This is a genomic window from Pseudovibrio sp. JE062 (assembly GCF_000156235.1).
Taxonomy (GTDB): Bacteria; Pseudomonadota; Alphaproteobacteria; order Rhizobiales; family Stappiaceae; genus Pseudovibrio.
The window spans coordinates 401821-423705 of the sequence record NZ_DS996810.1; the positions used below are offsets into that span (position 1 = coordinate 401821).

A 21885-nucleotide genomic window follows, 5' to 3' on the forward strand; every position below is an offset into this window, starting at 1 on the left:
GGGCGAAATATATCGAGATGGGGTGTGGCGTCAATATTTTGATTCAGCTAACCACAGCATTTGTGTACCTGTTATCATATATATTTACGGGGGATAAAAAGGGTGAGATCACATTTCCAGCCATATTCCTGTGATTGCTGCAGTTGATTGGGGTAGGACTCCAGCGTGGGGCCGTTGTTGAATGTTACCGCACGGTGAAATGAACTGTATTCTTCGATTGAATGATTGATTGTTTGGAGCACTGCTGACTTATGCTGCGTCGCCTTTATGACTGGACCCTTTCTCTTGCTGCCGGACCGCGTGCACCCCATGCATTGAGCGCAGTTGCTTTTGCCGAGAGCTCCGTTTTTCCGCTACCGCCAGATCTGCTGCTTATTCCAATGTGCGTGAGCAAGCGTCATCGGGCGTGGTTTTATGCCGGTCTGTGCACCATTGCTTCCGTGCTTGGTGGTTTGCTGGGGTATCTGATTGGTGCGGTGTTGTTTGAGGAAGTGGCGAAACCCATCCTCGCATTCTACGGCTACATGGATAAATTCGACCAGTTTGCTCAGATCTTTGATGATTGGGGCTGGTGGTTCGTGTTTATCGCTGGTTTGACGCCATTTCCGTACAAAGTAATTACTATTGCGAGTGGCGTTTTTGCTCTGAATCTTCCAGTGTTCATCGTGGCGAGCATCGTCTCGCGCGGTATCCGTTTCTTTGTGGTTGCAGGATTGCTGTACCTGTTTGGCCCGGCTATTCGGGATTTCATCGAGAAGCGGCTTGCGCTGGTGTTCACTGTGTTTGTGGTGCTGCTGCTGGGTGGCTTCGCTCTGATAAAGTTTATCTAGGCCGCTGGCGTTTTTGTGAGACGCAACAGCCGCCTTGTTCGTTGTGATCGTGCGGGTTTGCCGGAGACAGAGGGTTTTCGGAAGCTTGCCGGAGAGGTTAACTGGAAATGCTAGGACGCTTTTTTGCGCTGCTTCTGAAAGACCCGCTCACCTCTGGTGCTGCGCTGGTGACACTGGGAAGTGCTACTGCATTGGCAACTGCGTGGGGTTTTGAGCTTATTGGTGGCTTCAAGCCATGCCCGCTGTGTCTCATTCAGCGTAACCCTTATTATGCTGGTCTGGTGCTGGGTATTCTGGCGCTGATCTTCACCCGTACCGAGAAGCTGCGCTGGGTTTCCGTGCTGGCGCTGCTGGGTGCGACTGGTGGCTTCCTGTATGGCGGCGGTGTTGGCTTCTATCAGGCTGGCGCAGAGTGGGAACTTTGGCTTGGCCCGAACGACTGTGCAGCTGGCGGCAGCATGGAGCTGGGTTCCGCTGCGAATATGCTGCAGAGCCTTGCAACTACTAAAGTGGTGAGCTGCTCTGTTGCACAGTTCCGCATCTTCGGCCTGTCGTTTGCTGGCCTGAACGTGATTTACGCGACTGCCATGAGCATCATTGCCGTGTGCGGTCTGGTGCTGCCACGCAAGCAGTAAGTTTCAGCGTACTGATGATATGAAAAAAGCCCGGGGCTCTACGCAACCCCGGGCTTTTTTGTAGGCTTGAAAGAAAGAGGGCTTAGCCTTCTTCTTTACCGTAGCGCTCGATGCTTTCTACGATGAGGCGCTTTGCCTCTTCAGCACCGTGAATGCCGGTGATCTTCACCCACTTGTTCGGCTCCAGATCTTTGTAGTGCTCGAAGAAGTGTTCGATCTGCTTGATGGTGATTTCAGGCAGGTCTTCGATGGTGTGTACGGACTCGTAACGACGGGTCAGCTTGCTGCTTGGGACAGCAATGATCTTTTCATCCTGGCCGGACTCGTCTTCCATGATCAGAACGCCGATCGGACGGCAGCTCATGACAGCGCCTGGAACGATTGGACGCTGGTTCACAACAACAACGTCGATTGGGTCGCCATCACCGCACAGGGTGTGTGGGACGAAGCCGTAGTTGCCTGGATAACGCATAGGGGTGTAGAGGAAGCGATCGACGTACATTGCGCCGGATTCTTTTTCCATCTCGTATTTGATCGGCTCACCGCCAACCGGAACTTCAATAATAACATTGATGTCCTCAGGCGGGTTCTTACCGACGGGAATACGATCGATACGCATTTATGTATACTCCAATTTCATTTGCTGCCTGTATTACAGGGGCACCGGCGTCTTGCAAGATATATTTCGCTGTTGAGCTTGCGTAATTCGTCCAAGTAATTTCTGACGAATAACTCTGGGATAAGTGGGTGCTTAATGTTGAAGAATTTTCAGTTCCTCATTGTTGCCATGACCGGAATTTTTATGTGCAGTCAGGCTTGGGCTGAGAGTGTTTATTCCACCCTTGATTTGAATGAGACTTGCGAGCTTCAGGAAGTGACCTCTGATACTGCAGAAGGCTCTGCTGTGTGGATGTGTCAGGGGTATAACGGTATCCCCGTGTATGTGGCTGAAGGCGACCTGCGGTTCTTCGTCAGTTTTGGTGATACGGCGCAGGACGAGCCTGCGGCCACGCAGGGCCTGAGCCCGTGGAACCGGCTCGGCACTACCATCGAGTGGGTGCTGGAGGGCGGCGAGCCTGTGGCGACTATTTTGCGGTGGCACACGGATATTCCGGCGGATGTTGCAGGTGCTGAAAAAGCGGATGCGGATGGGTTTTATCGCGGGCAGGTGCTGGTGATTACGCAGTTGGGGCAGGGCAAGACTTGCCACATCGGCTACGTGGATGCGCGCTCTGCCAAGGATGCGAACAAGCTGGCGCGCGATGCTGCCGGACTTCTGGCGGGCATATGGGATTGTACAAGCCAGCCGAAACTACTTGGAGGTGGTGGTCTTTCCCTCGGCCTCACTGAATAAGACCCCGCGATTTCTCGCAGCAATAAGTTGTAGGGGGAAGCGGTTCGGTTCTCCTTCAGCACTGTGACGAGTGGGTCAATGGGGGGTAGGGGTGAGAGTCATCACCACAGCTCCACAGAACCGAACCTGCTTGGGCAACAACGATAATTTGGCTGGCATTCGTGGCTCCTCAATGACCCAATTGGGGCAAAATAGAGAAACTACTGTGACAATTTTAGCGTGTACTCCTAATTCTGAGGGGTACCTTTGCCGGGCAACAAAAAGTGCCTGACTTGCGTTCTTTCAGGCTTTGCCGCAGGATGGACGGATTATGTGGTAAAATGGGTTTGTCGATGGCTTGAAGTATGTCGCTGATTTCCAAAATCACGCTGCGTGTTCAGCCAGATTGCCCCGGTGCAAACGCGGATGAGGGAGCTGAGCTTCGTCTTTCCAGCGGGTGCCTGACCACAGGATCTGAACGCGGGAGGCCTTCATGAGTGAAGGGGATGATATTGCAATAGTGTCGGGGAGCGTTCGCTCTCTTGATGGTGGCTCAAACAGCACTGCCGTTAAACGAAAACCGAACCTCCCGAAACCGATAGTTGCTTTTCATCGAACGGAACTCGATCAGATCCTCAGGCTATACGGACGCATGGTTGCCAGTGGCGAGTGGCGCGATTACGCCATTGGCCACGGAACAGACAAGGCGATCTTCGCCATCTTCCGCCGCTCCAGCGAAATGCCGCTTTACCGAATTGAAAAAGACCCCAAACTTGCCCGCAAACAAGGCGCCTACTGCGTTGTTGGCGCCGGCGGCATGATCCTCAAGCGCGGCCACGATCTGGCCAACGTGCTCAAAGTGCTTGAAAAGAAAAAGCATTTGCGTGTGGTGGAGTGATCTACGGTTCTGCTGTCTGAGGATGCTGGTGTCGCCGGTGAGCAGTTGCTGATGTGAAGCGCGAAAGGCGTGAAGCGATGGGTTGGTCTCGATTTGCATTGCTTCTCCTTGTCCTCGTGGATGTTATGGGGCAAGGGATGATCTTTCCGATCGTCAACACCCTCGTGATGGTGCCGGGCAGTACCTTTGTTCCCCGTGGAGATTCCCTAGCTATCCGGGAGATTGATTTCAGCCTTTTGACGGCGGCGTTCTACATCAGCTGGTTTTTTGGCGGCGCTTATATCTCCAAGCTTTCAGACTACATCGGGCGTAAGAAGGCCATTCTTGTTTGCCTGTTTGGCGCTTTGTTCGGATACGGGCTGGCTGTTGTTGCGCTGCTTTGGTCCAATCTGGCTTTGCTGGTGCTGGCGCGTGCGATCACTGGTTTCTCTGCTGGCAATCAGCCAATTGCGCAGGCGGCTCTTGTTGATCTCAGCACCACAAGTGCAGAGAGAAACCGCAATATGGGCTATGTGACGGCGGCCATTGCCCTTGGCTTGATCATTGGGCCGCTGTTTGCAGGAACGCTCAGTGATCCTTCGATCATGGGCAGTTATGCGTCGCTTGAACTACCGTTTTATGCAGCGCTGGTGCTGATCCTGATCAACATTGTTCTGATCATTATTTTCTTTGAGGAGACAAATCAGACGCGGCGCAAGATAGATTTTGGCCTGTCGGAGGTGTTCCTCGTTCTTTGGCGGGCGCATTCAAGGCCAACAATCCTGAAGTTGTGTGCTGTGTTTCTCTTTGTCGAGGTGGGGCTGAGTGCCTTTTACATCTACCTTAACAACTACATGGTGCTGCGCTTTGGGTTCGATACCCTGCAGAACAGCATTCTCATGATTATTTTCGGATCTGTTCTGGCGCTTGTCAGTTCGCTTTTGGTGGGGCCGATATCGCAGCGCTTTTCGAAGGTGGCGACCATTGTTGTGAGCGTGACTGTGATGGGTGTCGGGCTGCTGGTCTTTACCGTGAACGACGTGGCGTGGCTGTCTTACTTCCTGACAGTGCCCATCGTTGCGGCCTTTGCATTGACCCTGCCGCTTATGTTTTCTCTGTTTTCTGCTGCTGTTGATGAAAGCGAGCAGGGCTGGATTATGGGTATCACCATTTCAAGCTCAACAGGCGGACAGTTCATCCTTGCTATTGCCGGTGCCTCGTTGATGACAGCCAACATCCACGGCGTATTCATCGCCGGCATCACCTGCTTCGCCATCGCGCTGGGCCTCATTTTCGTTTTATGGCGCCAGCCGGATATTCGTGCATTGGATTAGGGGTAGGTGCTTAATTTCGCCTGTCAGCATTGGCTGAATTGGAGGTTTCTTCGCTGTCTTTTACGAATGGTTCGTTTGACAGCGAAGGTCTGATTGTGTTTGGGCCGTCTAAGAGGCTGACGTCATGAACTGACTGCCCGCTCTTTTGAGACACGCTCAAGGGCTTCTGAGAAGGCTTGCCAGAGTTCTTCTACTGGCTCGCACCCCACGGACAAACGGATGAAGGCAGGATCTACTGCGTCTCCCCAGCGGGCGCGGCGTTCTGCTGAGCTGTGAACTCCACCAAAGGAGGTGGCAGGACGCAGGAGTGCACATGAGTTGATGAACTCTTCAGCCTGAGCCTCTGTCTCAAGGGTGAAGGAGATCAGGAAGCCAAATCGTATTTGTTGAGTTTTGGCCAATGCGTGGGCTGGGTCGTTTTCCAAGCCCGGGAAGCGGATGGATTTGACTGCAGGGTGCTTTGCAAGGCGTTCTGCAAGAAGGGCCGCAGAGTTACACATCCGATCATAACGCACATCCAGCGTTTCCAGACCACGATGCAACAGCCATGCTTCTTGCGGGCCGGGAATGCAGCCGGAAAACTTGCGCCACTCTTCGACAGCATTGAAGATTTCAGGATTTCGAGTGGCGACATGGCCCATGAGAGCGTCTGAATGACCGGCCATGGATTTGGTGTCTGAGGAAACAACGATATCTATCCCGTAATCCAGTGGACGCTGGCCAAGCGGCGTCAGAGTTGTGTTGTCACAGATAGTGATGCCACCTGCGGCGCGCACGGCAGACGCAACTGCTGACATATCCAGTAGGTCGAGGCCCGGATTTGAGGGCGTTTCCAGAAATACAACGCTAAACCCCTCAAAGCCGCCTTTCGTGAATTCCGCGGTGGTCCGCTCAACGACCTCAACGCCAAACTTTGCCAGAAACTGGCTGGAAAGGATGCGGGTCACATAGTAGCCATCTGCCGGGACCAGTAACCGATCACCTGCTTTGAGCGTTGCGAAGAGGGCTGCTGAAATTGCTGCCATTCCGGATGGAAAGCAAAGGCACGGCGCTGCTTCGAGATGGGCAAGAGCATGTTCCAGCTGGGTCCATGTCGGGTTGCTGACACGACCGTAATTTGGGAAGTCTTCGGGCAATCCTGGAAGATGGTACATGGAGCTTTGCACCAGAGGTAACGCAATCGGTTCACCCTTAGACAGGTTCTGACCGCGCAGATGCAGGAACTCCCCCATGTTTGGTGAAGTGCGTTGTGTCATGCGGAATCTCCCATTGGATCGTATCAGCGCGCGTTCCGCACTGAGATGTTGTTTATGCTGGCCTTTATGAGGGGGGCTCAACGGTCATTACAGTGATGGTAATGTACGCGTTACAGAGTTGTCTATCTTCCTATCAAATAGGAGAAAGCATCCCTTTGATGAGCAGCGTATTTTCAGCTTAACACGTTGGTTTTTTCAATAGGCGGCTCGCTCTATCACGAGGCGCTGAACGTTATGCCAAAGCGTTCTTCAGTCGTGTTGTGGCGATGAGTTTGGGGAGGCGCCAGATGATGGGGATGGAAACGAGGACGGCGAGGAGGATGTAGTAGACGGGGGCGTAATCCCTGCCGGTCTGGTTGACCAGATAGGTGGCAACGATGGGGGTGGTGCCGCCAAAGAGGGCCATGCTCAGATTATATCCCAGAGCAACCACACTGCATCGCAGATGATCCGGAGCCATCAGAGTGAGGGCTGTTATGGAGAGTGCCCAGCCGACTGTGCTTGTCAGGGTGAGGCCGAACTGGCCGAGAAAGACTGAGGCCGTGTCTGGGCGGAGCATGAGCCACCAGCATGGGCCTGCCAGAATGAACGTTGCGACAGCTCCTGCCAGAAAGGCGGGCCGTAAGCCGAAGCGGTCAGCAGCAAGTCCGCATACAGGAATGAACAGAGCCATCACGACCAGATTAAGCGTTGTGACATTGAGAGCCGCTGATGAACCAAAGTTTGGGTCGGCGCTCAGATACGACACTGCATAGACGTAAATCACGAAATAGATCACCGCTGTTGGGATGAGCAGTAAGATCATCTGCCCGATCAAGGCGGAATGATCTCGTAGGCTTTGCCAGACTGGCGAGCCTTGATCTGACTGGTTTTTGACCAGCACAGTGTCAGTGATGTGCCGCCTGATGATTGCACTGAAGAGGGCGACCAGTGTGCCGAATGCAAAGGCTACGCGCCATCCCCAGTTTGCCATTTGATCTGCAGTGAGCAAGAGGCTGATACCAGCGGGGACTGCTGAGCCGATGAGACAGCCGGAGATCATTGCGCAGGCAATCCATGCGCCGGTAAGTGCACGGCGTTCCGGCTCTGCCTGTTCTACCAGAAGGACGCCAGAGGCGGTGTATTCTCCAGCCACGGCTATGCCCTGGATGATCCTGATCAGGACGAGAAGAACTGCTGCGGTGATGCCGATCTGATGAAATGTGGGCAGCAGCGCAATGGCGAGGGAGCCTCCGCCCATCAACAGGACAGAGATCATCATGGCGGCCTTTCTGCCGACACGGTCTCCGATATGGCCGAAGATGACACTGCCGATCGGTCGTGCCGCATAGCCCACAGCCAGCACGGCGAACGTGGAGAGGACGGAGGCAACCCGGTTTTCTAGCGGGAAGAACTGGGTGGCCAGTGTGGCGGTGAGGAAGCCGTAGACGGTGAAGTCGTACCACTCCAGAACATTGCCACTCGCTGCTGCGATGATTGAGCGGGGTGGCAGCCTCTGTTGTGATCCGGACATTCAACAACCCTTTGCCGAGATAGCTCTGCTCCTTGAGGGGGGAGCTCGTTACACAGCAATGTTTATCAGCATACTCTTACGGAAAAGGTAGCGTAGTGTTTGGCCTGCCTTACTTTGCCAGCATGGGGTAGGTGAAGAACAGGATGTGGGTGAGGTTGACGAGGAAGTGGACGGCGATGGCGGCCTCTAGGCGACCTGATTTCCAGAAGGTGGCCCCGTAGAACAGGCCTGCAACGAAGGAGAAGGCTGCGTATGGCAGGCCGCCTTCCAGATGGTAGTAGGCGAAGTGCAGAGAGGAGATCACCAAGGCAGCGGTGCCTGCCCAGAAACTGCGGCCCAACTTCTCCATGATCTGACCCATGATGAACTGGCGGAAGAATGCCTCTTCTGCCACGCAGGTGAACAGCAGGTTGGCGAACATCCAGACTGGCAGGAAAGACACCAGTTTCGGGTCGAGTACCACCAGTCCGGCGGCATAGGTTGCGCCGATGAGGACGGCTGCTGTTGGGATGAAGAACAGCAGCGTAATACGCAGACTGCGGAGCCATTCCTTTGCTGAGCGCATGCGCGGGGCGGCGAAGAGGAACAGCAGGAAGCCGAGCGCGGCCTTATCGAAGTTCAGATACAGCGAGTATGGCACGGCATCTGGGCTGGTCTTCACATCAGAAAGAACCTGCAGATTGTGAAAACCGGGGGCTTCGTGCTTCATCACGAGGTGGCCTGCCAGCAGCAACAGGGCGACCATCACATAATAGAGCCAGACAGGGTGTTTTTGCTTGAAGAGGAAGGCACTGACCACGGCCCAGCTGAGGACGAGCAAGAGGCCTGTTGTGTTTAGTATGCCTGCGATCACCGCTAAAATCAGAGAGAGCGCGAATAAAGCAAGTGGCACCCTTGGTTGGGTGATGAAGGGGACGCTTGCAATGGCAAGGCCGAGAATAAGATAGGCACTCAATGAAAGCGGCATGATGAAACTTTTGGGTGTCGCAATAAGCAGAAAATGAGTTGCTTTAGAGAGTGAGGTAAAGCTGCCGCTAAGTCAAATGTGCAGAAAGCATCGCCCGGCTGGAGCTGATGAGGCTGTGTACCGGGAGATGCTGGGATGTTTGGTTTGAGAATGGTTTGGCTTGTTAAACCAGAATTTCTTCTTTCAGGCTGCTGACGAACCCAACTGCGTCGTTGAACTCAGCCTCTGGCAGGCTGAAGGATTCCAGAGTGGCTTTGAGGTGGCCGAGGAAGGCCTCCCAGTCAGCTTCGGTGATGCCCATGCCTTTGTGGGTGAGGACCATGTCGCGGCCGGTGTAATAGAGAGGTCCGCCTGCGCTGTTGGCGAGATAATCAATCAGTAGCTGCTTTTCGCGTGTGATCCCATCTTCACCGCGGTTCTGCCAGAACCGTGCGAGGAGGTCATCGCTCTGAAGGCGAGGGAGCAGGTTGTCGACGACCGCAGAAATTGCGTCATAGCCGCCGAGGCGTTCGTACAAAGTCTTGTTACTCATAATTAGGCCTTTTGTCCTAGGGGGTTAAAAGGCTGAGATTAAACAGGATTTAGGTATTTCTACTTGATAAATGTTAAGTCTGCATATTTGGCTGAAATGAGTGAGATTTCGGCTTTAAGTGTTGAATTTGTGAAATTTAAGTCACTGTATTTATTCGGTTTTTCTGCTCGGTGGTTCGCCTGAATGATGTGAAGTGAACGTATTTTGAGTGAGAGCAGTGCTTTCACGACATCTCACAGTGTTTTGAGATTTTGGGATTGATTACAAAGGGGTAGGTTTGTTGCCTTCCCAACGCATGGTTGTTAGACAAATTGAAGTGATCGCTTTTGCGATCAAGTGATTTTGACCTGTAGACTGAGAGAACTCTTATGATCCGTTTTGTTGCATTGCTCGTTTCGCACACCGTAGTGCTGGCTGTTGGCTTTGCGCTTGGGGTCTACTTCTTGCCGATCCTGACAGCGCCGGACTCTCCTGAAACTGCTGTGCTGGAGCAGAAAGCTCAGAATGCGCAGTACACTGCGGAGTTCAACCGCGACCAGCGTGGCAGTGACTTCCTGCATTGGGGCGAAGGCAAGGTGAGCGTTTCTCCAACCATGATCGTGCATCAGGGCCGTCTTGCTCCGGGGCCGGATTACAAGGTTTATCTGGTTCCTGAGTTTGTTGAGCACGAAGATGAATTTCTGCCGGTCAAAGACAACTCCGTTCTGATCGGTGATGTCAAAACCTTTGATGGTTTCCTGCTGGATGTGCCAGAGGGCGTTGATATCGAGAAGTACAACACCGTGCTGGTGTGGTGCGAAACCTTTGGCGAGTTCATCTCCGCAGCCAAGTACCGGTGATCAGAGGCCCGAAGTTTATGTGCCCGAGTGGCAGATAGTTCTTGCGTGGTTGGGTCAGAAGGGTAGAGGTAGAGGCTACCTCTCCATTTTCTTCAGGTAAGTGCTGCTGCTCATGACACCCACGCAAGATATTGTTGCCTCGCCGAATGATGTTCTGAAAAAAGTATTCGGCTACGACGCATTTCGCGGCAATCAGCAGGTTGTGATTGATAGCGTCATGGCTGGAGAGAGCTGTTGCGTGCTTATGCCGACAGGGGCGGGGAAGTCTCTGTGTTATCAGGTGCCTGCTTTGTGTCGCCGTGGGGTGGGCATTGTTGTTTCTCCACTGATTGCGCTGATGCAGGACCAGATTGCGACACTGCGCGAACTTGGCGTGCGGGCGACATCCATCAACTCCGCTCTTTCCTATGATGAAGTTCAGGCTGCCTATCGGGATTTGCGGGCTGGGGAGCTGGACCTGCTTTATGTGGCGCCGGAGCGGTTGGTGCGGTCTGAGTTTGTTGGTTTGCTGGAAGAGCTGAACCAACGTGGGTTGATTGCTCTGCTGGCCATTGATGAGGCGCATTGCATTAGCCAGTGGGGCCATGACTTCCGCCCTGAGTACCGTGAGCTGACCAATGTGCGGGCGAAACTCGAAGGTGTGCCGTGTCTGGCAGTGACTGCGACGGCGGATGAGCCGACGCGGAAGGACATTCAGGAGCGGCTCAATCTATCGCGTTTGATCTCCTCAGGATTTGACCGTCCTAACATCACCTACACCGTGGGCATCAAGCATAACCCGAAGCAGCAGTTGCGCCGGTTCCTCAAAGAGCGTCCTGCTGGCGAGAGTGGCATCATCTATTGCCTTTCCCGCAAGAAGGTGGAGGAGACGGCTGCATGGTTGGTTGATGAGGGCTTTGACGCGCTGCCTTATCATGCGGGCTTTGATAGTTCAGTGCGTGAGGCCAATCAGGATCGCTTCATCAAGGAAGAAGGCCTGATCATGGTGGCAACAGTCGCGTTTGGTATGGGTATTGATAAGCCCAACGTGCGGTTTGTAGCGCATCTGGATCTTCCGAAGAACATTGAGGCTTATTATCAGGAGACGGGCCGCGCTGGGCGTGATGGGCTACCGTCCGAAGCGTGGCTGGTCTATGGCATGCAGGATGTTGTGTTCCTGAACCAGATGATCGACCGGAGTGAAGCCCCAGAGAACCAGAAGCAGATTGAGCGGCAGAAGCTGCGGTCTTTCTTAGCTTACTGTGAGACGGCGACCTGTCGGCGCTCTGTTCTGCTGCGCTACTTTGGCGATGAGTGCGAGCCTTGTGGCAACTGCGATACTTGTTTGAACCCGCCGAAGACGATGGATGGGACTATTGCGGCACAGAAGCTGCTGTCCTGCATTTTGCGTACCGGGCAGAGCTTTGGTGCGAATTATGTGATTGATGTTCTGCTTGGCAATGCGAGTGAGCGGATCATCTCACGCGGGCATGACCAGCTGTCGACGTTCAACATTGGCGGTGAGTTCGACAAAATCAAATGGAACGCGATTACCCGTCAGCTGTTAGCTGCAGGCCTTATCTTTGCGGACCATGATGCGCATGGGGCTTTGAAGATGACGGCGCTGGGCATGGAGTTCTTGAAGGAACGCCGGACCATTGAGCTGAAGGTGGATCAGCTTGCCAGCTCAGCTAAGATGGAGCGGCGGGCGAAAGCTCCGGCAAAGGCTCAGATTGAAGACATTGCGGATCAGGAGCTGTTTGAGAAACTTCGGGCGCGGCGGATGGAGCTGGCGCGAGAGCGGAATGTACCGCCTTATGTGATCTTCAACGATAAGACTCTGATTGAAATGGCGGTGGAACGCCCACAGCGACTTGAAGAGATGCTGGAGATCTCCGGTGTTGGCGAATCCAAACTGGAACGCTTCGGTCCAGACTTCCTGGAGATCATTCGAGATTAGAAATCAGCCCTCACTAACGTGAATGTTAGTAAAGGCTGATTTGCATGAGTTGCAGCGTTTCTGGTGCTTTCTGGGATCAAAAGATCAGCGAGTACAGCACGCCTGCGCTCACTGCCATTCCCAGAATGACGACCAGAAAAGCAGCGATCATCTGGTTTTTGAAGAGGGATTTTAGCAAGATCACCTCTGTCAGGCTGGCGCCTGCGCTGCCGATGATGAGGGCCATGATGGCGCCTAGTCCCATGCCTTTGCCAGCCAGTGCTGCGGTGAGTGGAATGACGGCCTCAGCGCGGATGTAGAGCGGGATGCCGATGACGGCTGCGACCGGAATGGCGAAGACGTTATCTTTTCCTGCCCATGAGGACACCAAGTCTGTCGGCATGAAGCCGTAGATGACGGAGCCAATGGCGATGCCGCCGATGAGGTATGGCAGGACCTTTTTGAAATCTGTCCAAGTTGAATTCCAAACTCTTGCCCATTTGCTCTGCACCGGTGCGCTGCCTCCGCAGCTGCTGCCACAGGAGGAAGTGGATGGGGCCGCGTAGGCTTCTTCTTTCACGAACTTTTCAAAGCCAAGCTTTTCCAGCGTGTAGCCCGCGATGACGGAGACTGCCAATGCGATGGTGAAGTAGAACACAGTTACCTGAATGCCGAAGGTGATGGCGAACAGGCCAATGATGACCGGGTTCAGCAGTGGGCTGGCGAATAGGAAAACCATCATGGTGCCGAAACCTGCGCGGGCGCGGAGCAGACCCTTCAGGAACGGAATGGTGGAGCAGGAGCAAAATGGGGTGATGACGCCAAGTGCTGCTGCTGTGACATAGCCTTTGCCGTTTTGGCTGCTGAGGATCTTCTGCACGCGGCTTGGCGGAATGTACTCCTGCAAGATGCCGACGAAGTAGCTGATTGCCAGAAAGAGGATGGTTAGTTCAACAGCAAGGAATGCGAACATCTCCAGACTGCTTATGAGCATTTCAGAGGACAGTGACATTGGATGTAATCCTTATTACGATATTTCCGGATTTATCGAAATAATAGAATGAAAGCTTTTCATGTCAAGATATTTCTAGTAATATCGAAATATAAGAATGACTGGTGAATGAGATGGATATCGAGAAAACGGCTAAGGCTTTGAAAGAGCTTGGACATGTGACACGGCTTGCAATCTACAAGCGGCTTGTAAAAGCTGGCTATAAGGGCCTTGCCGTGGGTACATTGCAGGAAGAACTGGAAATTCCAGGCTCAACGCTGTCTCATCATTTGTCTGGTTTGGCCTCTGCCGGGTTGATTAAACAGCGGCGTGAGGGGCGAGTGCTTTATTGCGTTGCGCAGTTTGAGCAGTTGGATGAAGTTCTGCAGTTCTTACGTGCTGAGTGCTGCATTGATGACAAGTTCCATACAGACGACAATGATCTTAAAGAGCTGAAGCGCGGATGATCCGTGATTGAGGCTTTGTTGAGTTTCACTGACTTGATGAGCCTCTGAGAGCCGCTAGAGTATCTGCATTTCACAATTGCGGGTATTTGAAGTGGTTGATCATAATGAATTTGTGCAGGCTGTGGCAGAAAGTTCCAGCTTGCAGGAGGCTGCGCAAAAAGCGGGCGTGCTGTTTTCCAAGTTTCCCGGCTACAAGCTTTTTACGCTGACGGTGACACATCCGGATGGCAGTCATGTTGTGCGGCTGTATTCCAGTGCTGAGAATTCCTACGGCACATCCGGCACCAAGCCGATTGAGAAAGAGGGTGGCTGGTATGAGCGGGTGCTGGTGCAGCAGAAGCCGTTTCTTGGCTACACCATTGAGGATGTGAAAGACTACTTTCCTGATCATGAAAAGATTGCAGCCATGGGGCTAGGTGCAACGCTGAACCTGCCTGTGGTGGCGCAGGGCGAGGTGATTGGCACCGTGAACCTGTTGGATGCAGACCATGCCTATACGGACGCTGATGCGGAAAAGAGTTTTGCCTTGTCTCAAGCACTGGCTCCGCTGTTTTTGAAAGCGCGGGAAGAGCTGGCAGCTGTTTGATTTGAATTCGCCTGTTTTCGCTTAGGGGGCTTTTACCTTAAGGCCGGAAACCTTCCATTTTCGCCGAGTTTCTCCCGATTTGTTTCTCTCAGGGTAACCATGAACGGGGCATGAAAGATGCTCCATTCCGTCTGCGTTCTGCGCTGGCACCATGCAACCCCTGAGAGACGAGCGGTATTGGCTATGGCTTCTGGTGGCGAACATGAGCAATTCGCTGGGCACCTTCCAATCTTTATCACTGCACCGGGCAGCACAGATGTTTTGATGGTGGTTACCATCTTCATTGCTATTGGTGCGGTGTTGCTGGCGGGTGTCTTTTACTTTTCTCTTCATGCTTTGCCAGAGAAGATGGCGCACAAGTATGGGCGATCGCATATGCAGATCGTGGCCATATTGGCGGTGCTCGCGCTGTTCACGCATAACAACTACTTCTGGATTGCCGCGCTGCTGCTGGCTGCGATCAACCTGCCGGATTACGAGACGCCGCTGAACACCATCGCCAACTCTCTGCGCAAGACGATAAAGGGGAAGAAACAGGATGATTGAGTTTCTTCTTTGCTCGCTTGTTACGATCCTGCCGGACTATCTGTTTCGTCGTTATCGGCAGGGCAAGCGGATCGGGCACGAGATTACGTTCTTCACTGTGTGGTACGAGCTGCGCTGGGGGATAACCGGTGCGCTGATGCTGACCATTGCCTTGATCACGTTGGTTTTCTTCTATCATCCAACCACATCCAATGTGCTGTCATTGTACCGCACCGTTTCCATTCTGCCGGAAACTGCCGGACGAGTTGATCTGGTGATGGTGGAGAACAATCAGCAGGTGAAAGCCGGGCAGCTGCTGTTTACGCTGGATTCCTCCACGGAGAAGGCGCAGGTGGATACGGCGCAGAGTGAAGTGGATGAGATTGATGCCGAGATTGCTTTGGCAAACTCTGAGCTGATCAGCGCGGAAGCTATGATCTCTCAGGCGCAGGGTGCCTACAATCAGGCAGTCAGTGAGCTGGAGCGGACGTTGGATCTACAGCGGCGCAACTCTGATGTGGTGACGCAGAAAGAAATTGATACGCGTGAAAACCAGGTGGTGGTGCGCAAAGGGCAGCTGGATGCGGCTGTTGCTAACCGGGACATCGTGCAGACGAAAATTACCGTGAGCCTGCCAGCGCAGCGGACAAGTGCGATTGCCAGACTGCATCAGGCGGAGTCGGCCTATCACAAGAAGTTTGTGTATGCCGGTGTTGATGGTGTGGTGACCCAGTTCATTCTGCAACCGGGGGATATTGTCAGTCCTATTCTGCGCCCAGCTGGTATCCTTGTGCCGGATTCAACAGGGCGTGGGCGGTTTCAGGCTGGGTTTGGTCAGATTACGGCCTCTGTGATCAAAGTTGGGATGGCGGCAGAGATCACCTGTGCGTCGCGACCCTTTGAGGTCATCCCCATGGTGGTGGTTGATACGCAGGACTTTATCTCCTCCGGTCAGTTCCGCCCGACAGATCAGCTGGTGGATGCGCAGGATGTTTCGCGCCCCGGTACGCTGTTGGTGATCATGGAGCCGCTTTATGAGGATGATACGAAGGGTATCCCTCCGGGCAGTAAGTGCATTGCCAATGCTTACAGCAATTATGGTGAGCAGATTGCGGCGGGTGAGTTCGGCTTCTGGGGTGGGCTCTACTATCACATGGTGGATGCCACCTCGATCATGCATGCGCTGATCCTACGCTTCCAGGCGCTTGCCTTCCCTGTGAAGGTGCTGGTGCTTTCCGGTCACTGATTGGTGGAGATGCGCTACTTTCTGGCGCCGACAAAGATGCCGGTGAGGACCATGCCGACAAGGCCGATGACAGTGGTTGCTGTGCTTCCTACGAGGAACTCCAGCACGCTGTCTGCCAGAATGAACGAGTTGCCGTAGACGTTCTTGAAGCCTGCGAGCACGAGGATGAGCGCTACGGTGCCGCAATAGACGCACATGAACCAGTAGGCTTTGCCTGCGTAGGGTTTGATAAGAGCGTCCAGCTCGCGTTTGGTGGCGAGTTTGGATTTGAGCTCCATGAGCTCGTTCTGCAGCTGGGTGTTGTCGTCAGAAAGGGCCTGCCGGTCTTTCAGCAGCTGCTCCATGCCGATCTTGGCTGGAGGGTCGACCTCTATGGGCAGCTTGAGGGCTGCAGCGTCGATGTCATCAACGGTGAGAGGTTTGTCGAGCGTGTCGTCGAAAGTGTCGTTAGGCGGCATTGATCCGACCCGCTGTTTGTAGGGCCTGCTCCTGTTCTGCATTGGAGCGGCCCGCTAAGGCGAGTTTGATGTAGTATTGCCGGGTGCGTTCTGTATCGATTTCTGCGTTTCTCCCCTTTTCAAAATAGGCATAGGCCCATGGAGAATTCGCCTGATGGGTGAGATCTGACAGTTGCTGTGGTGTGTAGTTGCGGTACTTCTTCCAAACGTGATCGAGGATTTCTTCCTCATTGCCGCTTATTTTTGAGGTGATGATCTGGCCTGTGATGGGGTCAACGATTTCGCTGTTTGGCCCCTTGAAGCCGCCTTCCTTCACAAAGTCCCATATCTGCCTGAAGACCGGGCCGTTGACCCATGCTTGCGGTGCTTCGCTGACTAGAGGCTCGCCGTTGATTGCGAGGTTCCATCCGTTCGCGATCGCCACCAGCTTTTGAATGTACATCTGGGAAGGGTAGGTAGGACTACCACGACGTCTTAAAAATTCATTGGCGATGGCACAAGGCGAATGTCTTGGCATTTTTTGCCCCTACAAATGCTGTTGGAACAAGCAGAAAATTGCTTAGAAAAACATATGATACGCTACGTTAAGAAAATAAATCTTCTTACTGATCTTGGCTAGTGAAATTTGGTTGTACCCCTGAAAACTAAGCGGTTACGTTGTGGTTATCTGTGCGTGTTGGCTGCATTTTACTGGCTATAAATCAGGGAATACGGCTTTTACCAAGGCGGATTGCACAGTGTTAGGTTTCCATTGATTTGCTGCACCGTACCACCGCTTCCGCGGGAAAGCTGAGTTGTAAACGCTGTTTTGTTTCTGTTTGGCCCGATTGATTATGTAGCTAAATGGTTGCAGCAGGACATAGGCAATTCCTGCAAGAAACAGCATGACGGGCATAACGAAGGCGATTGCGATAGCTGCGATGGCGGTCAGAATTCCCACGATCATGTAGTAGCGCTCGGCGATGGTCGTGTCGGCTTTGTGGAAGTCTCTGAACTGGAAGACTTTGCGTTCATACCAATAGAAGAGTGAGAGCGGTCCGTACATTTGGTGTCCTGCTGCGTGGGGCATCGGAGGGCGTGTGGTTGAAGCCTATATCTGCGTTGGTCCTTGGCCAAGAAAAAAGCCCGGGGCGGGTGCCTCGGGCTTTCTTTGAAGTGTACGCCTGATAGCGGCTGCGATTACTCGCGGTTGCCGAACAAGGACAGAAGCATGATGAACAGGTTGATGAAGTCCAGGTACAGACGCAGGGCGCCCATAATGGCTTTCTTGCCTGCTACTTCGCTGTCATCAACAGCAGCATACATTTCCTTGATCTGCTGAGTGTCGTAAGCGGTGAGGCCTGCGAACACCAGAACGCCAACCACGGAGATCGCGAACTGAAGAGCAGAAGAAGCAAGGAACAGGTTGACCAGAGACGCGATGATGATGCCGATCAGGCCCATGAACAAGAAGGAGCCCCATGCGGAGAGGTCTTTCTTGGTGGTGTAGCCGAACAGGCTCAGCGCGCCAAAGGAAGCTGCGGTGATGAAGAATACACGAGCAATGGAGTTACCAGTGTAGACGAGGAAGATCGACGACAAGGACAGACCCATCGCGCCAGCAAAGAGCCAGAATGCAAGCTGTGCACCTGATGCGCTCATCTTATGGATACGTGCGCTCAAGAAGAACACGAAGCCAAGAGGAGCAAGCATTACTACCCAGCGCAGAGGGCTGGTGAACAGCAATACACCGAATTCTGTCAGTGCTCCGTTAGAAACAGCCATCTGGAAGGCTGCATAAGCTACAACGCCGGTAATTGCGATACCGATCGCCATGTAGTTGTAAACGCGAAGCATGTAGGCGCGCAGACCAGCGTCAAATGCGGCTGCATTGGCATGAGAGCCAGCCATTCCATACCGCGTAGAATTATTGCGGTCGAAGGTCGCCATGTGGATCCTCTCTCTTGTTAAACACATATTCGCTGTTGGACGCACCAAACAGCACGGGTGACTGACCCGAGTTACATATCAGCAAATATGGTAGGAAAAAGGGCGTAAGACAAGGGTGCACCCTACTGATTTTTGTAGAATTGGCCCTCACGACAAGGTCTTTTGGTATAAACTTGGTAAAACCGGACCCTATTATTAACCGATTGTAATGTTGCAGGTGCTGCAAGACCTTAGCCGGAAAATAGAAGAGTTGGTCTGTTAATAAATAATTCTGAGAGATGTGGACTGCATCTGCGTCGATCAACGTTTTTTTACTTGATGCAGTCCACGGAGTTTTACAGATTTCGTAAAACGGGTGCAGGTTTTTCTCCCAACACTCTCCAGGTGCCCAGCAGACCGAAGCCAACTGTGAAGATGAGAGCACCGATGATGGCCGCAATTGCGGTGATCGGCAGCAGGGTGAAAGTGCCTTCCATCACGCCGGTGATGATGAAGTAAGCGGCCAGAGAACCCGCAAACAGGGCGAAAATAGCGGTGGTTCCACCAAGGATCAGATATTCGAGAATATATGCCTTGATGAGACGGCCACGTGTGGCACCCAGTGTTTTCAGGATGACAGCATCATAGATGCGGCTCTGGTGTCCTGCGGCCAATGCACCAGCCAGTACAAGCACACTTGCAAGAAGCGTGATGGAGGAGGCGCCGCGGATGGCCCATGCCAACTGACCAACAAGCTCATTCACCTGTGCGATGGCGTCTTTCACCCGGATCGAAGTGATGGTTGGGAAGGCTTGTGTGACTTCCTTCAGCAGATCCAGCTCCTGTTGCAGGGTGGCTTCGCCCGGCCAGCCGACGGTTGCCAGATGGGTGTGCGGTGCGCCTGCAAAGGTGTTGGGCGAGAAGATCATCACGAAGTTGATGGACATGCTTTCCCAGTCCACCGTGCGGAAGTTGGCGATCTTTGCTGTGATCTGGCGTCCGAGGACGTTCACAGTGACCGTATCGCCGACCTTCAGGCCCAGTTCGCGAGCATTGTCATCAGAGAAGGAAACCAGCGGTTCGCCGGTATAATCCTTCGGCCACCATTCACCAGCCGTGATGACTGAGTTTTCTGGCAGCGTCTCGGAGTAAGTAATGCCGCGGTCGCCGCGCAGGATCCATTCTGCTTCAGGTGGAGCTGGGTAGTCCGCAGCCGGAATGCCTTTCAGCGAAACGATGTGGCCACGGAGCATTGGGACAGCGTTGAACTCTGTGCCAGCTGCCTTTTCTGCGATTAGAGACTGGAAGGCGTCTTTTTCGTGGTTCTGGATGTCTACGAAGAAGAAGCTCGGTGCCTGTTCCTGTGCAGCCTGATTGAGCTCGCGGCGCAGGTTGCCATCAATGAGGGCAAGTGCAACGAGCAGAGACAGGCCAAGGCCGAGAGAGAGCACGACCGAAGGTGTCAACGCACCGGGGCGGTAGATGTTGGTGATTGCCAGACGCAGCTCGGTTGAGCGAACTGTTGGCACTTTGCGGGCTGCTGCCATGATGAGGCGGGCAACTACCAGCAACAATAGATAAGTGCCTGTACATGCACCGATGAAGATGAGGGCGATGGTTTTGTCGTAGGCCATGACGAGCGCAAGGCCTGCCAGCAGAACCAGCGTGACCGCAGCCCCTGCGATGTAGAGCGGCTTTGGATAGCGGCTACGGGTGCTCACTTCATCGCGGAACAGAACTGTCGGCGCGATGTCGTGGGCTCTGCCAAGTGGCCAGAGCGCGAAGGCGAGGGCAGTCAGGTAACCGTATGCCATGCCAAGCAGCAGTTGGAGCGGGTAAACTGCCTGCACTGCGTTGATAGGCAAGATGGATTGCAAGGCTGCCATGGCGACGAGTGGGATCAGGGCTCCCAGCGCCATTCCAACCACAATGCCGATGGTGGCGAGGACCATCATCTGGATGACGTAAACCTTGAAGACAAATCCGCCTGAGGCGCCAAGGCATTTGAAGCTGGCGATGACTTCACGGCGGGTGTCCATGTAGCTGCGTACAGCATTCGCGACGCCAACACCGCCAACCACAAGGGAGGTGATGCCGATGAGTGTGAGGAACTGAGCAAAGCGTTGGATGTTTCGCTGCAGGCTTGGAGCTGCTTCCAGTTTGGAGCGGATGCGCCAGCCTGCATCTGGGAACAGAGTGTTTGTCTGATCAATGGCTTGCTGCAACTGCGCTTCTGGCACGTTGTAGCCCATGCGGACGCGGTAGATATAGCGGATCAGCGAGCCGGGCTGGACCAGGCCGGTATCCTGCAAAGCTTCCTGTGAGATGAGGAGGCGTGGGCCTACCGTCATGCCGGAAGAGAGTTTGTCCGGTTCCAGCTCAATGGTGTCGGCGATGCGGAAGTTGGTTTTGCCGACGGAGATCTCGTCGCCAACTTCAAGACCAAGGCGTGCGAGGAGGGCAACTTCTGCCACTGCGTTGCGCAGGCCCTCGGTTCTGCCATTGATGGTTTCTTGCAGTTCTTTGCCGGAGGTGAGCTCAAAATTGCCGATAAGAGGGTAGGGATTATCAACCGCCTTCAGTTCTACAAGAGTCTGGTTACCCGCTGAATCTGTGCGAGCCATGGCGCGCAGGCTAGAGATCTGGGAGGTGGTGCCCAGTCTGTTCAGGTGAGCCAGCTGATCTGGTGTGGCTTCGCGGTGGATCAGAGAGAAGGAGAGATCACCGCCCAGAATAGCCTGACCTTCTGCGGAGATGCCTTCCGTCAATGCACGGGAGAAGGAGGCAACGCCAGCGATGGCGGCAACACCCAGTGCGATACAGGCGATGAAGACGTAGAACCCTTTGAGGCCACCCCGCATTTCGCGCAGGGCGAAGCGGGCTGCAAGGCCAAAGCCGGGTTGATAGCCGTTGGAGGTGGTTTGGCTCATCGCGCACGCACCTCTCGCACGGCTGGTGTTTCTTCATCGATGGTGCCGGAATGCACGCGGATCTTACGCTGGCAGCGGTCTGCCAGAGATGGATCGTGGGTGACGAGGACCAGCGTGGTGTTCTTGCGTTCCTGCGCGTTGAACATCAGCTCGATGATCTGTTCACCTGTTGTTTCGTCCAGGTTGCCGGTTGGTTCATCGGCGATGAGGATTTCCGGGTTGGTGACGAGAGCGCGGGCAACGGCGACGCGCTGCTGCTCACCACCTGATAGCTGGGTTGGATAGTGGTTGAGGCGGTGACCAAGGCCAACAGCTTCAAGCTCTTCTTTCGCACGCTCAAAGGCTTTGGGGTCGCCGGAAAGCTCAAGCGGAACAGCAACATTTTCCAGAGCGGTCATGTTCGGGACTAGGTGGAAGGACTGGAAGATGATGCCAACGTTCTGGCCACGGAAGCGGGCAAGCTCGTCTTCGCTCATAGCGCCGAGTTCTTGTCCGGCGGCCTTTACGGTGCCTTTGTCAGCTCGTTCGAGGCCTGCCATGACCATAAGCAGGGTAGATTTGCCTGAGCCGGATGGGCCGACGAGGCCAACGCTTTCGCCAGTGTTGATAGAAAGATCAATGCCTTTAAGAATATGGGTGCGGCCTGCGCCGTGGCCCAGGCTAAGATGAACGCCGTTTAAGTCTAGTGCCGGATTACCTGTCATTCTTCCACCTTGATGTGCAGGCGATGCAAATCCCTG

Annotated in this window: 23 protein-coding genes; 11 read left to right on the top strand and 12 right to left on the bottom strand. The window is 53.9% G+C overall.

All coding sequences use genetic code 11. From position 1 onward, the window contains the following. The first annotated feature begins 251 nt into the window (after positions 1-251). Positions 252-830, top strand: coding sequence for a YqaA family protein (locus PJE062_RS16620; protein WP_008550684.1), 579 nt, complete (start codon positions 252-254; stop codon positions 828-830). A 107-nt stretch (positions 831-937) separates the two neighbouring features. After that, entirely contained in the window at positions 938-1465 is a 528-nt protein-coding gene (locus tag PJE062_RS16625) for a disulfide bond formation protein B (protein ID WP_008550367.1), read from the top strand. An 82-nt stretch (positions 1466-1547) separates the two neighbouring features. Here PJE062_RS16625 and ppa read toward each other — a convergent pair whose 3' ends face one another. After that, positions 1548-2084: an inorganic diphosphatase gene (ppa, locus tag PJE062_RS16630; RefSeq protein WP_008550487.1), complete on the bottom strand. Its 537-nt coding sequence runs from the start codon at positions 2082-2084 to the stop codon at positions 1548-1550. Between the two features lie 135 nt (positions 2085-2219). Between ppa and PJE062_RS16635 the strand changes: the two genes are divergently transcribed. The 3 genes from PJE062_RS16635 (at position 2220) to PJE062_RS16645 (ending at position 5009) form a co-directional block, all read left to right on the top strand. Then, the gene (locus tag PJE062_RS16635) at positions 2220-2819 is read left to right on the top strand and encodes a hypothetical protein (RefSeq protein ID WP_008550526.1); all 600 of its coding nucleotides are present in this window, start codon (positions 2220-2222) and stop codon (positions 2817-2819) included. A gap of 472 nt (positions 2820-3291) precedes the next feature. Continuing rightward, complete coding sequence (locus PJE062_RS16640) at positions 3292-3696, top strand: DUF2794 domain-containing protein (protein ID WP_037037327.1); 405 nt, start codon at positions 3292-3294, stop codon at positions 3694-3696. 77 nt (positions 3697-3773) lie between these two features. Next, the gene (locus PJE062_RS16645; protein WP_008550366.1) at positions 3774-5009 is read left to right on the top strand and encodes an MFS transporter; all 1236 of its coding nucleotides are present in this window, start codon (positions 3774-3776) and stop codon (positions 5007-5009) included. A gap of 122 nt (positions 5010-5131) precedes the next feature. On the opposite strand, the gene PJE062_RS16650 is transcribed toward PJE062_RS16645, so the two are convergent. The 4 genes from PJE062_RS16650 to PJE062_RS16665 all read right to left on the bottom strand — a co-directional run bounded on the left by PJE062_RS16650 (position 5132) and on the right by PJE062_RS16665 (position 9277). Then, positions 5132-6265, bottom strand: a complete 1134-nt coding sequence (locus PJE062_RS16650) for a cystathionine gamma-lyase (RefSeq protein WP_008550133.1) — start codon at positions 6263-6265, stop codon at positions 5132-5134. Positions 6266-6497: 232 nt separating this feature from the next. After that, positions 6498-7778, bottom strand: a complete 1281-nt coding sequence (locus PJE062_RS16655) for an MFS transporter (protein ID WP_008550563.1) — start codon at positions 7776-7778, stop codon at positions 6498-6500. Positions 7779-7887: 109 nt separating this feature from the next. Continuing rightward, positions 7888-8745, bottom strand: coding sequence for a CPBP family intramembrane glutamic endopeptidase (locus PJE062_RS16660; RefSeq protein WP_008550713.1), 858 nt, complete (start codon positions 8743-8745; stop codon positions 7888-7890). A 163-nt stretch (positions 8746-8908) separates the two neighbouring features. Continuing rightward, the gene (locus PJE062_RS16665; RefSeq protein WP_008550142.1) at positions 8909-9277 is read right to left on the bottom strand and encodes a group 1 truncated hemoglobin; all 369 of its coding nucleotides are present in this window, start codon (positions 9275-9277) and stop codon (positions 8909-8911) included. A gap of 368 nt (positions 9278-9645) precedes the next feature. Between PJE062_RS16665 and PJE062_RS16670 the strand changes: the two genes are divergently transcribed. Then, positions 9646-10116 carry a DM13 domain-containing protein gene (locus tag PJE062_RS16670; protein ID WP_008550249.1) on the top strand — a complete coding sequence of 157 codons (471 nt, stop codon included), beginning with the start codon at positions 9646-9648 and terminating at the stop codon, positions 10114-10116. A 112-nt stretch (positions 10117-10228) separates the two neighbouring features. Beyond that, positions 10229-12055, top strand: coding sequence for a DNA helicase RecQ (gene recQ / locus PJE062_RS16675; protein ID WP_208982357.1), 1827 nt, complete (start codon positions 10229-10231; stop codon positions 12053-12055). Between the two features lie 76 nt (positions 12056-12131). Here the strand turns inward: recQ and PJE062_RS16680 are convergent, their stop codons facing one another. Beyond that, positions 12132-13046, bottom strand: coding sequence for a permease (locus tag PJE062_RS16680; RefSeq protein WP_008550427.1), 915 nt, complete (start codon positions 13044-13046; stop codon positions 12132-12134). A gap of 113 nt (positions 13047-13159) precedes the next feature. Between PJE062_RS16680 and PJE062_RS16685 the strand changes: the two genes are divergently transcribed. The 4 genes from PJE062_RS16685 (at position 13160) to PJE062_RS16700 (ending at position 15849) form a co-directional block, all read left to right on the top strand. Beyond that, on the top strand, positions 13160-13492 hold the full coding sequence (locus PJE062_RS16685; RefSeq protein ID WP_037037331.1) for a helix-turn-helix transcriptional regulator: 333 nt from the start codon (positions 13160-13162) through the stop codon (positions 13490-13492). Between the two features lie 91 nt (positions 13493-13583). Next, positions 13584-14078: a GAF domain-containing protein gene (locus PJE062_RS16690; protein ID WP_208982358.1), complete on the top strand. Its 495-nt coding sequence runs from the start codon at positions 13584-13586 to the stop codon at positions 14076-14078. Positions 14079-14261: 183 nt separating this feature from the next. Next, a complete protein-coding gene (locus tag PJE062_RS16695) occupies positions 14262-14624 on the top strand; it encodes a hypothetical protein (RefSeq protein ID WP_008550375.1) in 363 nt (120 codons plus the stop codon). After that, positions 14617-15849, top strand: a complete 1233-nt coding sequence (locus tag PJE062_RS16700) for an HlyD family secretion protein (protein WP_008550426.1) — start codon at positions 14617-14619, stop codon at positions 15847-15849. Before PJE062_RS16695 ends, PJE062_RS16700 begins: the two co-directional genes overlap by 8 nt. A 14-nt stretch (positions 15850-15863) precedes the next feature. On the opposite strand, the gene PJE062_RS16705 is transcribed toward PJE062_RS16700, so the two are convergent. The 6 genes from PJE062_RS16705 to PJE062_RS16730 form a co-directional block, all read right to left on the bottom strand. Next, the gene (locus PJE062_RS16705) at positions 15864-16307 is read right to left on the bottom strand and encodes a hypothetical protein (protein WP_008550420.1); all 444 of its coding nucleotides are present in this window, start codon (positions 16305-16307) and stop codon (positions 15864-15866) included. Next, complete coding sequence (locus PJE062_RS16710) at positions 16297-16824, bottom strand: Panacea domain-containing protein (RefSeq protein WP_128647485.1); 528 nt, start codon at positions 16822-16824, stop codon at positions 16297-16299. Before PJE062_RS16710 ends, PJE062_RS16705 begins: the two co-directional genes overlap by 11 nt. A 177-nt stretch (positions 16825-17001) precedes the next feature. Beyond that, complete coding sequence (locus tag PJE062_RS16715) at positions 17002-17352, bottom strand: hypothetical protein (protein ID WP_008550492.1); 351 nt, start codon at positions 17350-17352, stop codon at positions 17002-17004. A 134-nt stretch (positions 17353-17486) separates the two neighbouring features. Next, positions 17487-18236 (bottom strand): Bax inhibitor-1/YccA family protein, encoded by a 750-nt coding sequence (locus tag PJE062_RS16720; protein ID WP_008550595.1) that lies wholly within the window; start codon positions 18234-18236, stop codon positions 17487-17489. 335 nt (positions 18237-18571) lie between these two features. Next, entirely contained in the window at positions 18572-21145 is a 2574-nt protein-coding gene (locus tag PJE062_RS16725; RefSeq protein ID WP_008550135.1) for an ABC transporter permease, read from the bottom strand. Beyond that, on the bottom strand, positions 21142-21849 hold the full coding sequence (locus PJE062_RS16730; protein WP_008550455.1) for an ABC transporter ATP-binding protein: 708 nt from the start codon (positions 21847-21849) through the stop codon (positions 21142-21144). Before PJE062_RS16730 ends, PJE062_RS16725 begins: the two co-directional genes overlap by 4 nt. Positions 21850-21885: the final 36 nt, after the last annotated feature.

Excerpts from the sequence above, each read along its gene's own strand:
- PJE062_RS16620 (WP_008550684.1), top strand. The coding sequence starts at position 252 with ATGCTGCGTCGCCTTTATGACTGGACCCTTTCTCTTGCTGCCGGACCG.
- PJE062_RS16625 (WP_008550367.1), top strand. The coding sequence starts at position 938 with ATGCTAGGACGCTTTTTTGCGCTGCTTCTGAAAGACCCGCTCACCTCT.
- ppa (WP_008550487.1), bottom strand. The coding sequence starts at position 2,084 with ATGCGTATCGATCGTATTCCCGTCGGTAAGAACCCGCCTGAGGACATC.
- PJE062_RS16635 (WP_008550526.1), top strand. The coding sequence starts at position 2,220 with ATGTTGAAGAATTTTCAGTTCCTCATTGTTGCCATGACCGGAATTTTT.
- PJE062_RS16640 (WP_037037327.1), top strand. The coding sequence starts at position 3,292 with ATGAGTGAAGGGGATGATATTGCAATAGTGTCGGGGAGCGTTCGCTCT.
- PJE062_RS16645 (WP_008550366.1), top strand. The coding sequence starts at position 3,774 with ATGGGTTGGTCTCGATTTGCATTGCTTCTCCTTGTCCTCGTGGATGTT.
- PJE062_RS16650 (WP_008550133.1), bottom strand. The coding sequence starts at position 6,265 with ATGACACAACGCACTTCACCAAACATGGGGGAGTTCCTGCATCTGCGC.
- PJE062_RS16655 (WP_008550563.1), bottom strand. The coding sequence starts at position 7,778 with ATGTCCGGATCACAACAGAGGCTGCCACCCCGCTCAATCATCGCAGCA.
- PJE062_RS16660 (WP_008550713.1), bottom strand. The coding sequence starts at position 8,745 with ATGCCGCTTTCATTGAGTGCCTATCTTATTCTCGGCCTTGCCATTGCA.
- PJE062_RS16665 (WP_008550142.1), bottom strand. The coding sequence starts at position 9,277 with ATGAGTAACAAGACTTTGTACGAACGCCTCGGCGGCTATGACGCAATT.
- PJE062_RS16670 (WP_008550249.1), top strand. The coding sequence starts at position 9,646 with ATGATCCGTTTTGTTGCATTGCTCGTTTCGCACACCGTAGTGCTGGCT.
- recQ (WP_208982357.1), top strand. The coding sequence starts at position 10,229 with ATGACACCCACGCAAGATATTGTTGCCTCGCCGAATGATGTTCTGAAA.
- PJE062_RS16680 (WP_008550427.1), bottom strand. The coding sequence starts at position 13,046 with ATGTCACTGTCCTCTGAAATGCTCATAAGCAGTCTGGAGATGTTCGCA.
- PJE062_RS16685 (WP_037037331.1), top strand. The coding sequence starts at position 13,160 with ATGGATATCGAGAAAACGGCTAAGGCTTTGAAAGAGCTTGGACATGTG.
- PJE062_RS16695 (WP_008550375.1), top strand. The coding sequence starts at position 14,262 with ATGGCTTCTGGTGGCGAACATGAGCAATTCGCTGGGCACCTTCCAATC.
- PJE062_RS16700 (WP_008550426.1), top strand. The coding sequence starts at position 14,617 with ATGATTGAGTTTCTTCTTTGCTCGCTTGTTACGATCCTGCCGGACTAT.
- PJE062_RS16705 (WP_008550420.1), bottom strand. The coding sequence starts at position 16,307 with ATGCCGCCTAACGACACTTTCGACGACACGCTCGACAAACCTCTCACC.
- PJE062_RS16710 (WP_128647485.1), bottom strand. The coding sequence starts at position 16,824 with ATGCCAAGACATTCGCCTTGTGCCATCGCCAATGAATTTTTAAGACGT.
- PJE062_RS16715 (WP_008550492.1), bottom strand. The coding sequence starts at position 17,352 with ATGTACGGACCGCTCTCACTCTTCTATTGGTATGAACGCAAAGTCTTC.
- PJE062_RS16720 (WP_008550595.1), bottom strand. The coding sequence starts at position 18,236 with ATGGCGACCTTCGACCGCAATAATTCTACGCGGTATGGAATGGCTGGC.
- PJE062_RS16725 (WP_008550135.1), bottom strand. The coding sequence starts at position 21,145 with ATGAGCCAAACCACCTCCAACGGCTATCAACCCGGCTTTGGCCTTGCA.
- PJE062_RS16730 (WP_008550455.1), bottom strand. The coding sequence starts at position 21,849 with ATGACAGGTAATCCGGCACTAGACTTAAACGGCGTTCATCTTAGCCTG.